This window comes from Streptomyces brasiliensis (assembly GCF_014647875.1).
Taxonomy (GTDB): Bacteria; Actinomycetota; Actinomycetes; order Streptomycetales; family Streptomycetaceae; genus Streptomyces; species Streptomyces brasiliensis.
Map to the genome: position 1 here is coordinate 213,036 of NZ_BMQA01000002.1, position 12,499 is coordinate 225,534.

At 71.2% G+C, this 12,499-nt stretch carries 13 protein-coding genes; 3 read left to right on the top strand and 10 right to left on the bottom strand.

What is annotated here, in order from left to right; genetic code table 11:
• Positions 1-7: 7 nt before the first annotated feature.
• From IEZ19_RS04645 to IEZ19_RS04680, 8 genes are all read right to left on the bottom strand, one after another.
• Entirely contained in the window at positions 8-1,204 is a 1,197-nt protein-coding gene (locus tag IEZ19_RS04645) for an acetylornithine transaminase (protein ID WP_189309689.1), read from the bottom strand.
• On the bottom strand, positions 1,201-2,109 hold the full coding sequence (gene argB, locus IEZ19_RS04650; protein WP_189309690.1) for an acetylglutamate kinase: 909 nt from the start codon (positions 2,107-2,109) through the stop codon (positions 1,201-1,203). The genes IEZ19_RS04645 and argB overlap by 4 nt, the downstream gene beginning before the upstream one ends.
• Entirely contained in the window at positions 2,106-3,257 is a 1,152-nt protein-coding gene (gene argJ / locus IEZ19_RS04655; protein ID WP_189309691.1) for a bifunctional glutamate N-acetyltransferase/amino-acid acetyltransferase ArgJ, read from the bottom strand. Before argJ ends, argB begins: the two co-directional genes overlap by 4 nt.
• Positions 3,254-4,282 (bottom strand): N-acetyl-gamma-glutamyl-phosphate reductase, encoded by a 1,029-nt coding sequence (argC, locus tag IEZ19_RS04660; protein ID WP_189309692.1) that lies wholly within the window; start codon positions 4,280-4,282, stop codon positions 3,254-3,256. Before argC ends, argJ begins: the two co-directional genes overlap by 4 nt.
• A gap of 26 nt (positions 4,283-4,308) precedes the next feature.
• A complete protein-coding gene (locus IEZ19_RS04665; protein ID WP_189309693.1) occupies positions 4,309-4,713 on the bottom strand; it encodes a GtrA family protein in 405 nt (134 codons plus the stop codon).
• Positions 4,713-5,663: a glycosyltransferase family 2 protein gene (locus tag IEZ19_RS04670; protein WP_189309694.1), complete on the bottom strand. Its 951-nt coding sequence runs from the start codon at positions 5,661-5,663 to the stop codon at positions 4,713-4,715. The genes IEZ19_RS04665 and IEZ19_RS04670 overlap by 1 nt, the downstream gene beginning before the upstream one ends.
• A 35-nt stretch (positions 5,664-5,698) precedes the next feature.
• Positions 5,699-8,308, bottom strand: coding sequence for a YfhO family protein (locus tag IEZ19_RS04675; RefSeq protein ID WP_189309695.1), 2,610 nt, complete (start codon positions 8,306-8,308; stop codon positions 5,699-5,701).
• 258 nt (positions 8,309-8,566) lie between these two features.
• Positions 8,567-9,160, bottom strand: a complete 594-nt coding sequence (locus IEZ19_RS04680; RefSeq protein WP_189309696.1) for an ABATE domain-containing protein — start codon at positions 9,158-9,160, stop codon at positions 8,567-8,569.
• Positions 9,161-9,241: 81 nt separating this feature from the next.
• On the opposite strand from IEZ19_RS04680, the gene IEZ19_RS04685 reads away from it, so the two are divergent.
• From IEZ19_RS04685 to IEZ19_RS04695, 3 genes are all read left to right on the top strand, one after another.
• Entirely contained in the window at positions 9,242-10,474 is a 1,233-nt protein-coding gene (locus tag IEZ19_RS04685) for a cysteine desulfurase (protein WP_189309697.1), read from the top strand.
• Between the two features lie 111 nt (positions 10,475-10,585).
• Complete coding sequence (locus tag IEZ19_RS04690; protein WP_229839953.1) at positions 10,586-10,786, top strand: hypothetical protein; 201 nt, start codon at positions 10,586-10,588, stop codon at positions 10,784-10,786.
• Entirely contained in the window at positions 10,783-11,235 is a 453-nt protein-coding gene (locus IEZ19_RS04695; protein WP_373296911.1) for a DUF6314 family protein, read from the top strand. The genes IEZ19_RS04690 and IEZ19_RS04695 overlap by 4 nt, the downstream gene beginning before the upstream one ends.
• Here the strand turns inward: IEZ19_RS04695 and IEZ19_RS04700 are convergent.
• Positions 11,217-11,810 (bottom strand): histidine phosphatase family protein, encoded by a 594-nt coding sequence (locus IEZ19_RS04700; protein ID WP_189309699.1) that lies wholly within the window; start codon positions 11,808-11,810, stop codon positions 11,217-11,219. The two genes, IEZ19_RS04695 and IEZ19_RS04700, sit on opposite strands and share 19 nt — an antisense overlap.
• Before the next feature lie 119 nt (positions 11,811-11,929).
• Positions 11,930-12,430: a GNAT family N-acetyltransferase gene (locus tag IEZ19_RS04705; protein WP_189309700.1), complete on the bottom strand. Its 501-nt coding sequence runs from the start codon at positions 12,428-12,430 to the stop codon at positions 11,930-11,932.
• Positions 12,431-12,499: the final 69 nt, after the last annotated feature.

Consider the following 12,499-nt stretch of genomic DNA (forward strand, 5'->3'; position numbering starts at 1 on the left):
CGTCGTCTCATTCTCCGGCTCGTCCGTCCCCGTCCACTGCGTCGAGGATGCCGGGCAGCGCACGGAGGAACGCCCCCGTCTCGTCGTCGCCGAGGTTGAGCGGCGGCATCAGTCGTACGACATCGGGAGCGGGCGCGTTCACCAGGAGACCGGCCTCCTGAGCCGCCTGCTGGACCTGCGGCGCGAGCGGCTCGGTGAGCACGATACCCAGGAGGAGGCCCGCGCCCCGGACATGGGCGATCAACGGATGGCCGAGGGACTCGACGCCGTCGCGCACCTTCTCGCTCTGCCGCTTGACGTTCTCGAGCAGCCCGTCGTTCTCGATGGTGTCGAGCACGGCGAGTCCGGCGGCGCAGGCGATGGGGTTGCCGCCGAACGTCGTCCCGTGCTGGCCCGGCCCGAGCAGGTCGGCGGCCCGCCCGAAGGCCACGGTTGCGCCGAGCGGCAGCCCGCCGCCGAGGCCCTTCGCGAGCGTGACGACGTCGGGCAGGACGCCCTCGTGGGCCTGGTACTCGAACCAGTTGCCGGTACGGCCGATGCCGGTCTGCACCTCGTCGAGGACCAGCAGCGAACCGGTGGCCGCGGTGATCGCGCGGGCCGCCTTGAGATAGCCGGGCGGCGGGACGACCACACCGTTCTCGCCCTGGATCGGCTCGATGATCACGAGTGCGGTCTCGTCGGTGACCGCGGCGGCGAGCGCCTTCGCGTCGCCGTACGGCACATGTGTGACGTCGCCGGGCAGCGGCAGGAAAGGCTCCTGCTTGCCGGGCTGGCCGGTGAGGGCGAGCGCGCCCATCGTGCGGCCGTGGAAGCCGCCCTCGGTGGCGACCATGTGGGTGCGCCCGGTCAGCCGGCCGATCTTGAAGGCTCCCTCGTTGGCCTCGGCGCCCGAGTTGCAGAAGTAGACCTTGCCGTCCCGGCCGAAGAGCTGGAGCAGTCGCTCGGCGAGGGCGACGGGCGGCTCGGCGATGAACAGGTTGGAGACATGGCCGAGGGAGGCGATCTGGCCGCTCACGGCCTCGACGACGGCCGGGTGGGCGTGGCCGAGCGCGTTGACCGCGATGCCGCCGACGAAGTCGAGGTACTGCTTGCCGTCGGCGTCCCACAGCTTGGTGCCCTCGCCGCGGACGAGCGGCAGGCGCGGGGTGCCGTAGTTGTTCATGAGCGCGCCCTGCCACCGCGCGGTCAGTTCCTGATTGCTCATGACTCCCCCTCTTCGTCCGGCACGACCATCGTGCCGATGCCCTCGTCGGTGAAGATCTCCAGCAGGATCGAGTGCTGGACCCGGCCGTCGATGACGCGGGCGGTGGTGACGCCGCCTCGCACGGCGTGCAGACAGCCCTCCATCTTCGGCACCATGCCGGCGGACAGCTCCGGCAGCAGCTTCTCCAGCTGGGACGCGGTGAGGCGGCTGATCACCTCGTCGGAGTTCGGCCAGTCCTCGTAGAGTCCCTCGACGTCGGTGAGGACCATGAGGGTCTCGGCGCCGAGGGCGGCGGCCAGGGCGGCTGCCGCCGTGTCGGCATTGACGTTGTAGACATGTCCGTCGTCCTGGCTGCGGGCGATGGAGGAGACGACCGGGATACGGCCGTCGGCGAGCAGCACCTCGATCGCGCCCGTGTCGATCTCGGTGATCTCACCCACCCGCCCGATGTCGACCAGCTCGCCGTCGATCTCGGGCCTGAGCTTGGTCGCGGTCATGGTGTGCCCGTCCTCGCCGGTGAGGCCGACGGCGAGCGGGCCGTGCTGATTGAGCAGCCCGACCAGCTCCCGCTGCACCTGTCCGACCAGCACCATGCGGACGACGTCCATGGCCTCCTCGGTGGTGACCCTGAGGCCGGCCTTGAACTCGCTGACGATGCCGTGCCTGTCGAGCGCCCGGCTGATCTGCGGGCCGCCGCCGTGCACCACGACCGGCTTGAGACCGGCGTGCCGCAGGAAGACCACGTCCTGGGCGAAGGCGGCCTTCAGCTCCTCGTTCACCATCGCGTTGCCGCCGAACTTGATGACGACCGTCTTCCCGTGGTGCCGGGTCAGCCAGGGCAGCGCCTCGACGAGGATCTGGGCTTTCGGCAGGGCCGTGTGCTTACGCGTCGTTCCAGTGCTCATGAGGAGTAGGCGCTGTTCTCGTGGACGTAGTCGGCGGTGAGGTCGTTGGTCCAGATCGTCGCGGTCTCGGACCCCGCGGCGAGGTCGGCGACGATGTGCACCTCGCGGTAGCGCATGTCGACCAGCTCGCGATCCTCGCCGACGCCGCCGTTCTTGCACACCCAGACCCCGTTGATCGCGACGTTGAGCTGGTCCGGCTCGAAGGCGGCCCCGGTGGTGCCGATCGCGGAGAGCACGCGGCCCCAGTTGGGGTCCTCGCCGTGGATGGCGCACTTGAGGAGGTTGTTGCGGGCGATGGAGCGGCCCACCTCGACGGCGTCGTCCTCGGTCGCGGCGTTGACCACCTCGACCTTGATGTCCTTGCTGGCGCCCTCGGCATCCCGGATCAGCTGCTGGCCGAGGTCGTCGCAGACCTGGCGCACGGCCTCGGCGAACTCGTCGTGGTCCGGGGTGACGCCGGACGCGCCCGAGGCGAGCAGCAGCACGGTGTCGTTGGTGGACATGCAGCCGTCGGAGTCGACGCGGTCGAAGGTGACCTTGGTGGCGGCGCGCAGGGCCTTGTCCAGGGTCTCGTTGTCGAGCGCGGCGTCGGTGGTGAGGACGACCAGCATGGTGGCGAGGCCCGGCGCGAGCATGCCGGCGCCCTTGGCCATGCCGCCGACGGTCCACCGGTCCTTGGTGACCACGGAGGTCTTGTGGACGGTGTCGGTGGTCTTGATGGCGATGGCGGCCTTCTCGCCGCCGTGCGCGGAGAGCTGGGCGGCGGCGGTCTCGACACCGGGGAGCAGCTTGTCCATGGGCAGCAGCATGCCGATGAGGCCGGTGGAGCAGACGGCGACCTCGATGGCGCCGCGGCCGAGGACCTCGCCGGCCTTCTCGGCGGTGGCGTGGGCGTCCTGGAAGCCCTTGGGGCCCGTACAGGCGTTGGCGCCCCCGGAGTTGAGGACCACGGCCGAGACCTCGCCGCTCTTGAGGACCTGCTCGGACCAGAGCACGGGCGCGGCCTTCACACGGTTGGAGGTGAAGACACCGGCGGCGGCGCGGCGGGGCCCGTCGTTGACCACGAGGGCCAGGTCGGGCTTGCCGTTCTCCTTGATTCCGGCGGCGATGCCCGCCGCCCGGAACCCCTGTGCTGCCGTGACGCTCACGGTGCGACTCCGATCGTGGAAAGCCCTGTGGTCTCGTCGAGACCGAGGGCGATGTTCATGCTCTGGACGGCACCGCCCGCGGTGCCCTTGGTCAGGTTGTCGATGGCGCTGATCGCGATGATGCGACCCACGGCGGCGTCGAAGGTGACCTGCACCTGAACCGCGTTCGAACCGTGGACGGACGCGGTCGCCGGCCACTGTCCCTCGGGCAGCAGATGGACGAACGGTTCGTCGGCGAAGGCCTTCTCGTAGGCCGCGCGCACGGACTCGGCGCTGACGCCCGGACGCGCCTTGGCGCTGCACGTGGCGAGGATGCCGCGGGGCATCGGCGCGAGCGTGGGCGTGAACGAGACGGAGACCCGCTCCCCGGCGGCCGCACTGAGATTCTGGATCATCTCGGGGGTGTGCCGGTGGCCGCCCCCGACGCCGTACGGCGACATCGATCCCATGACCTCGCTGCCCAGGAGATGCGGCTTGGGCGCCTTGCCCGCGCCGGAAGTGCCGGAGGCCGCGACGATCACGGCCTCGGTCGCGGCGAGGCCCGCGGTGTACGCCGGGAAGAGGGCGAGGGAGACGGCGGTGGGGTAGCAACCGGGCACCGCGATGCGCTTGGACCCCTCCAGCGCCGCGCGGGCACCCGGAAGTTCGGGGAGGCCGTAGGGCCAGGTCCCGGCGTGCGGGGAGCCGTAGAACCTCTCCCAGTCGGCCGCGTCCTTGAGCCGGAAGTCGGCGCCCATGTCGATGACGAGGACGTCCGGGCCGAGCTGCTGGGCGACGGCGGCGGACTGGCCGTGGGGCAGGGCGAGGAAGACGACGTCGTGCCCGGCGAGGACTTCGGGGGTGGTCTCGGCCAGCACCCGGTCGGCGAGCGGCAGCAGATGCGGCTGGAGCGCGCCGAGCCGCTGCCCCACGTTGGAGTTGCCGGTCAGGGCACCGATCTCGACCTCGGGGTGGGCCAGGAGCAGCCGCAGGGCCTCTCCGCCCGCGTATCCGCTCGCCCCGGCCACCGCCGCACGTACCGTCATGACACCCTCCATCCTAGATGGCATGACTATACGTACTCCTGCACTTTTATGCAATCTTTCCGATCACCCTCACGCGAGAGCATCACCGCCCGCGAGACGACGAACGTCACGGGGATCGCGGCCGCCGAGGCGAGCAGCGGGGCGAACCGGTTTCCCCAGTGCAGGACATCGACGACCGCATAGACGCCCGCCGTGGTAAGCAGGAAATTCGCGGCGTTGGTCAGCGGGAACAGCAGGAATTTCCGCCAGGTCGGCCGTATCCGGTAGGTGAATCGCGCATTGAGGAAAAAGGACCCGGTCATGCTGAGGGCGAACGCGAGAATGTGCGCACCGAGATACGGCAGCCAATTGAGGAACAGGAGGTAGAAGCCGTAGTAGGTGGCCGTGTTGATCACGCCGACCAATGCGAAGGTGAGCAGCTGCCTCGGCATCAGGGGATGAGGTCCTTCGCTCGTTCCACGTTGGTCGCCTTCACCAGGAAGTGCGGCCGCCTCTTGACTTCGTAGTAGATCCGCCCGGTGTACTCGCCGATCACGCCCAGCATGACCATCTGGACGCCGGCGAGGGCGGTCACCGCGGTGATGATCGTGACGTAGCCGGGCGTCTCCACCCCGTTGACCAGTGCTGCGCCCACGATCCACGCCGTGTACGCGCCCGCGCACACCAGCAGTGCCATACCGAGGTAGAGGGCGGCGCGCAGCGGGCGGTTGTTGAAGGAGAGCACTCCGTCGAGCCCGTAGTTGAGCAGGCTGCGGAAGCTCCAGGAGCTGCGGCCCGCCTCGCGCACGGCGTTCTCGTACTCGAAGGTGGCGGTCGGGAACCCGACCCAGGCGAACAGCCCCTTGGAGAAGCGGTTGTACTCGGTGAGGCCGAGCACCGCGTCCACCACCCGCCGCGACAGCAGCCGGAAGTCGCCGACACCGTCGACGAGTTCGACGTCGACGAGACGGTTGACGAACCGGTAGTACAGCCGGGCGGTGAAGGTGCGGCTGATCCGCTCGCCGCTCCTGCTGCGCTTGGCGACGACCTGGTCGTAGCCCTGTGCGCGCAGGTCCACCATGCGCCGGACGAGTCCGGGCGGGTGCTGGAGGTCGGCGTCCATGACGACCACGGAGTCGCCGGTGGCGTGGCGCAGCCCGGCGAGCAGGGCCGCCTCCTTGCCGAAGTTCCGGCTGAAGGAGACGTACCGGACGCGGGAGTCGCGGTCGGCGATCCGCTTCAGGGCGGCGAGCGTCAGGTCGCGGCTGCCGTCGTCGACGTACACGAACTCCATGTCGTGGCCGAGCGGCAGCAGCTCGTCGGCGACTTTCTGGACCTCTTCGTGGAAGCGCTCGACGACGTCTTCCTCGTTGTAGCAGGGTGCGACGATCGATATCAGCACGGTTCTTCCCCCCTGGGGCGGTCGGCGGGTGTCGGTCATGCGGTGGTGGACGGTCCCGGGGCCCGCCGCCGGCGGACGGCGGTGAGAGTGCCGAGCAGGATCAGGGCGAGCAGCGAGGCGGCACCGACCGCCCCGCCCAGCCGCAGACCGGGTGGATGGAAAGTGCAGGTCAGGCTGGTCGAGGAGCCGTCGAGGGGGATGGCGATCAGCCCGTGGCGGGACTCGGCGGGCGTGGCTGGAGCGTCGCCCGTGGCGCAGCGCCAGCCGGCGATCCGGGGAGCCGCGACGACCGCGGTTCCCTTGCTGCCCGCGGGAAGTTCGGCGTGCAGGGTGGCGTCGGAGACGGTCACCTTCGTGGCGCCGGTGGCCTCGAGCTGCGCGGCGGCGGTGCGCAGCCGGGCGGTGTCCAGACAGCCGACCGCGCGGTCCGGGACGCGGCTGTTGCGGTCCGGGGACAGCTCGATCCGCAGCCGCCCGGACGCCGGGACGGTACCCAGCCGCCGCATCACGGCGATCTTGGCCCCGACGGCGTCGGACCTGAACTGTGCGGCCTCACCGTCCGCCAGTCGGGCCGTGCCCGAGTAGTGCGGCGCCCACAGGTAGACATCCTCTCCGGCCGGACAGCTCGCGGTGATCGCCGGCTTCCGTACGTCCGTCCCGGCCGCGGTGATGAGCAGCCCCGGGTGCCGCGCGTCGCCCTGTCGGGGCGGCTTTCCGGTGACGGTGCGCACGGTGAGGCGGGGAACGGTGTAGACGCGGGCGCCGAGCATCAGTTCCTGGTTGCGGTACGGTGACGGGCCGAATCCGGCGCCGCCGGAGCCGCCCGGATGCACCGTGACCAGGGGCGGCACGGACTGCCGGGACACGGTCACCGGAGCGTTGTGCTGCGGCAGCCATGTCTGGTGCGGATCGGGCGGGGAGTGCACCCGGGCACCGACGGAGAAGATGACGTCCGTGACGGGGTTGTCCAGGCTCTGCAGACTGCGGCCGTGCGAGGTCCAGCCGTCGCCCAGGGCCGTCAGCGTGCGGCTGAGGACGTCCGAGGTGAGGCTGCTGTAGTACTGGGCGCCCTGACCGCCGACCAGCAGCGGGTCGTTGGAGACGGTCTGCTCCCGGCCGGGGTCGGTGCGGTAGCGGGGCCAGCCGTCGGCCCGCGCGATCACGTCCGCCTGCCGCTGCTGCCGCTCGCCCCAGGGCGCGTAGTCGTCCATGTGGGAGAGCCGCTTGCGTGTGTCCACGGCCGAGGTGGCAACGGTCTCGCCGAGTTGCCCGCCGACGAGCAGCACCGCGGCGAGCGCGGTCAGAGCGGTACGGCGCCTGCCGACCCGGAGTCCGGGGACGGTCGCCCCGGACCGCAGGAGCCAGAGCAGGGCCAGGCCGGCCAGCGCTCCGGCGGCGGCGAGCAGCAGCACCGGCCAGATGTACGGCCGTACCAGGATGCTGCGGCTCGCGACGGCCACGATCAGGGCGAGCAGCCCGGCCGCCGCGGCCAGAGCGCGCCGGTCCGGTGGGCCGTACGCCAGCGCGTGCCAGGCCGCGATCACCAGCAGCCCGCACAGCACGAACGCCTGCCGGTACTGGCTGCCCTGCGGCGTGGCGAAGGCGTGCCACACCAGCTGGGTCGGGGCCCACTGCATCGACAGCAGCACGCCGGCCACCAGCAGCGTCCACCCTGCGCGCACCGGCCGGGGCACCGCCCGGTGGAACGGCAGGGCGAGGGCGAGGACCAGCGCCGTGAGGCCCACGTACACGGCCGGCGAGCCGTAGCTGTAGGTCGTCGGCAGCAGCCTGGCCAGCAGGTCCTGAGTCGCCACCGGGACGAAGTCGCCCTCCCGGCCCGGGTAGGCGTCCCGGGTACCGAAGAAGATCACCACCACGAGGGGGGCGGCCAGGCCCACGCCGAGTGCGACGGTGAGGACGGCTCGGCCCGCCGCCGCGAGCGCCCGGCGGCGCGGGAGGCCGGCGAGCAGCAGGCGCAGCAGCAGAACGAGGCCGGCGCCCAGGGTGGCCATGTAGGCGGTGTAGAAGTTGGCTGTCCAGGCGAGCGCGACGACCAGCACGCCGAGCAGCGGGCGCCGTCCGCGCAACGCCCATTCGCCGGCCAGGCACAGCAGCGGCAGGGCGACGAGACCGTCGAGCCACATCGGGTTGTACGAGGCGACGGCCAAGCTCCAGCCGCACAGGGCGTACGACGCGCCCAGCAGGCCCGCCACCCACCAGCGGCCCGGCCGCAGCGCGAGCAGCAGACAGGTCATCACTGCGGCGGCTGTCGCCGTCTTGAGCACGGTGATCACATAGACGGCGAGGTCGATCTCGTCCCGCGGGAAGACCGCGACGAGCAGCGCGAAGGGGCTGCCGAGGTAGGTGCCGAGGTCGGGGAGGAAGGAGGACCCGTACCCGGACTGCCAGTTGACGAGGAGGCCGCCGTCCCCCCTGCCGTGCAGGAGGTCCCACAGGTGGGCGTGGAAGGGCACGTACTGGTTGCCCAGGTCGTTGACGCTGCGGGTGCGGGGGCCGAAGGGATAGCTGCGGGCAACGGTGTCAGCGGCGCAGAACGCGGTGACGGTGATGAGCGCCGCGAGCAGGGCGGCGGTCGGCATCGTGTTCCGCTCCGGCTCCGGAGGGGACGGTGTTCTCACACCCATTTCCTGTCCGGGCGTGGCTGTGCGTTCCATTCTTTGCGGGCCCCCAGCGAAATCGGACGCATGGCGTCTCGTCCGGGGGTGTCACTCACTCCCCGTGCTTCTCGGTTTCGCCGGGTTAGACGGACTGCTTTTCGGAATGGTTGTGCACACACCGAAAAGTGAGGGTAAGAATTCCACAGCGACGCTTTCCGGAAAGGAAGGGCAACTTTCAGGAAAACGTAGGTCATCGAGAATGTGGCTGGAATGTGAACTCGTCCGTCAGCGACCCTTGCGCGCCGCGTACGCGCGGGCCGCGCGGACCCGGTTGCCACACTTCGTCGTGCACCAGCGGCGGGCGCCGTGGGAGCGCAGGAACCAGCGGGTGCAGCCCTGGGCGGCGCAGGCGGTGAGCTGGCCGGCGTCGGTTCCGGTGAGGAGGTCGGTGGCGTCCTCGGCGAGGAGGGAGAGCGCGGCGGCGGCCGGGTTGCCGGTGTCGGGTTCGTCGGCGCGGCGCGGGCCCTCGGCCGGCCAGACGAGGTGCGGGGTCGAGGGGGCGCCGGCGAGCGCCGAGTTGAGGGTGGCGAGGGAGTCCGCGGGCGGGATCCGCCGTGCGCCGTACGCCTCGAAGAGTGTCCGCAGCGACTCACGGAGCACCAGCAGCCTGCCGGTCTGCCGTCCGTTCAGCGTGACGCGGTCCGGCAGCAGCGCGTGCCGGACGAGCCACAGATGCGCGGCCTCCGGGTCGTCGAGCAGGTCGACCTGGCCGTGGCTGAGTGCGAAGCGCGTGTTGACCAGGGCCAGCGAGACATAGCGCTCCTCGCCGGGTACCGGGAGCTGGTGCAGGTAGACGGGGGCGTGATCCACGGCTCTCATGGTAATGCTTGCGATTCTCCGTGAGGAGGCCTAGCGTGCCTCACGGAGAATCATCATGAAAACCGTGAGAGGTGAGACGTCGTGACCTTCGACGTGGACGTGCTGCGCAAGGACTTCCCGATCCTGGGGCGGACGGTGGACGGCGGCGCCCGTCTCGTCTACCTGGACTCCGGCGCCACCACGCAGAAACCGCTCCAGGTCCTCGACGCCGAGCGGGACTTCTACCTCACGCACAACGCGGCCGTGCACCGTGGTGCGCACCAGCTGGCGGGCGAGGCGACGGAGGCGTACGAGGGCGCCCGGCACACGGTCGCCCGCTTCGTCGGCGCCGCGGACGACGAGATCGTGTTCACCAAGAACACCACCGAGGGCATCAACCTCGTCGCCTACGCCCTCGGCAACGCCCGGCGCGTCGGCCCCGGCGACCGGATCGTGGTCACCGAGATGGAGCACCACGCCAATCTGGTCCCCTGGCAGCAGCTGGCCGAGCGCACCGGGGCGACTCTGGACTGGTTCGGGCTGACCGACGACGGGCGCCTCGACCTGACCCGGGCCGGCGAGCTGATCGACGAGCGCACGAAGGTCCTCGCCGTCGGCCACCAGTCCAATGTGCTGGGCACGGTCAACCCGGTGCGTGAACTCGCGGACCGCGCCCATGCGTTCGGGGCCCTCGTCGTGGTCGACGGCGCCCAGTCCGTGCCCCACCGGCCCGTCGGCGTACGGGAACTGGGCGCGGACTTCCTGGCGTTCTCCGGGCACAAGATGCTCGGCCCGAGCGGCATCGGGGTGCTGTGGGGCCGTCGCGAACTCCTCGCCGACCTCCCGCCGTTCCTCACCGGCGGTTCGATGATCGAGGTGGTCGAGATGGACCGTACGACCTTCCTGCCGCCCCCGCAGCGCTTCGAGGCGGGCGTGCCGATGACCGCGCAGGCGGTCGGGCTCGCGGCGGCGGTGGACTATCTGGAGGCGCTGGGTATGGCCGAGGTTGCCGCGCACGAGGACGCGCTCACCGCCCGGGCGCTCGAGCTGCTCGCCGAGGTGCCGGGCGTACGGATCGTCGGCCCCCGTGATGTCACCGACCGCGGCGCCGCCGTCTCCTTCACGGTCGACGGCATCCACCCGCACGACGTCGGCCAGGTCCTCGACGAACGGGGCGTCGCGGTCCGCGTCGGCCACCACTGCGCCCGCCCGATCGTCCGGCGATACGGCATTCCGGCGACCACCCGGGCGACCTTCTACGTCTACAACACGCTCGACGAGGTGGACGCCCTGGTCGACGGCGTCCGCGCGGCTCAGAAGTACTTCGGCGGGTGACCGGCGGCAGGGCTCGGCCTGGACGGCGCTCGAGGTTCGACGGGACGTAGGGTCGACGGTGTGCGTGTGCCGCTGCCGTACCTGGTTCTGTTTGGTGGGACAGCCGCGGTCATGGTGTTCTTCACCGGGCCGGCCCGGCTGATCCGCGGGCACGGTGCGGCCGGCGCGGGGCTCGGTGAGGTGCCGGCCGCGTACGAGGAGGCGTTGCGGGCCAGGAGCCATGGGGCGCACTGCGAGATCCGGACCCAGGCCGAGCGCGAGGCGCCCACCGGGTCCCCGGACGGCCCGCGGCCCGGGACGGGGAAGGCATGACGATGGACAGGCGGTTCTGGCCCGTGGCCGATGTACTGGCTCACCTCGCCGGGCGGTGGCGGGTGACGCGCGGCGTACGGGACCGTGCGACGGGCGACGAAGGGTACTTCGAAGGCGCCACCGTTTTCCGGCCCCTCGACGGCGGTGGGCTGTTGCACGAGGAGTCCGGCACGTTCACCTGGCAGGGTGTGGCCCGGCCCGCCGAGCGGACCCTGCGCTTCCTGCCGGGGGCGGTACCCGGTACGGCCGAGGTGTGCTTCGCCGACGGGCGGCCCTTTCACGACCTGGACCTGACCTCGGGGCGCCACGTCGCCGACCATCCGTGTTCCGCCGACCTCTACCGGGGCGAGTTCACCGTCCGGGACGCGGACCACTGGCGGACGGTGTGGCGCGTCGCCGGTCCCGCGAAGGACCTCGTGCTCGTCACCGACTACGTGCGCGAGCGCTGAGCGGCGGCGCCGTCGAAGCGGAGGTTCCAGCGGCCCGCGCGTCCCGTCACCGTGGTCATGGACAGCGGACGGACGTCGATGTTCCAGTACGACGCGGGCGGCGCCTTCAGGACGTACACCAGGGCGGCGCGGATCACCGACGGTTCGGCCACGGCGACGATCCGGCCACCGTCGTCGGCCGGACGCGTCTCGAGCCAGCCGCCGACCCGGGAGATGAAGGAGATCAGCGACTCGCCGCCGTGCGGAGTGGAGCGCGGGTCCGCGAGCCAGGCGTCCACCGCCGAAGGCTCCCGGGCCATCGCCTCAGCGAGCGTGAGCCCGCGCCAGCGGCCCATGTCGCAGTCGCGCAGGGCGAGTTGTACCAGCGGGGCGTACCCCAGGGCGTCGCCGGTCGCGCGGCTGCGCGGCGTCGGCGAGCAGTAGCGCAGCTCGGCCGCGGCAAGCGGCAGCAGCTCACCCGCGGCATGCTGCACCTCGTCCCACCCCGCCTGGTCCAGCGGCCGGTCGTCCTCGAAGCGCTCCGCGAGCAGTGACGAACTGCGCGCGGCGGCGACGAACGTGACCCGAAGTTGCATGCGGCGATGGTGTGCCGCGCGAGAAGACAGGTCAAGGGGCTTTGACGCTGCGTTACCGGCGGTGTGCGAAACCTTACTCGAAAGTCAGGAGCTGCCGGACAAGTCGCCTGAAAACGGCTTCAGTCGGGGTCGGCCGGAGTTGGGTAGTGCAGCGCCATCCACTGGTCCGGGCGGTCGAGCGGCGCGAAGCCGAGCTTCTCGTACACGCCGTGCGCGTCGTGCGTGGCGAGCAGGACGCGCCGCAGCCCGTACGGCCGCAGATACTCGCGCACACCGCCGACCAGCGCCGTGCCGACGCCCTTGCCGCGCACCGACGGGTCGACGTACACATCGGCGAGCCAGGCGAACAGCGCCCGGTCGGTCACCACGCGCGCGTACGCCACCTGCTCTCCCGAGGCCGTGTCGTACACCCCGAAGTTCACCGACGAGGCCATGGCCCGCGCGTGCTTCTCGCGGGACCGTCCGATCGCCCAGTACGCGTCCGTGGACAGCCAGCGGTGCACACGGTCGACGTCGATGCGCTCGGCGTCGGCGGAGAGTTCGTAGCCCTCGGGTAGATCGGAAGGGCCGGAAGCACCGGAGGGGCCGGGGAGATCAGGAAGATCAGGCGCGTCGCTCATGGACGGATCCTGCCAGCGCCGGCGGCCGATGGTCGACCGGATTCGCGCCGCGCCGCGCCGCCGGTACGT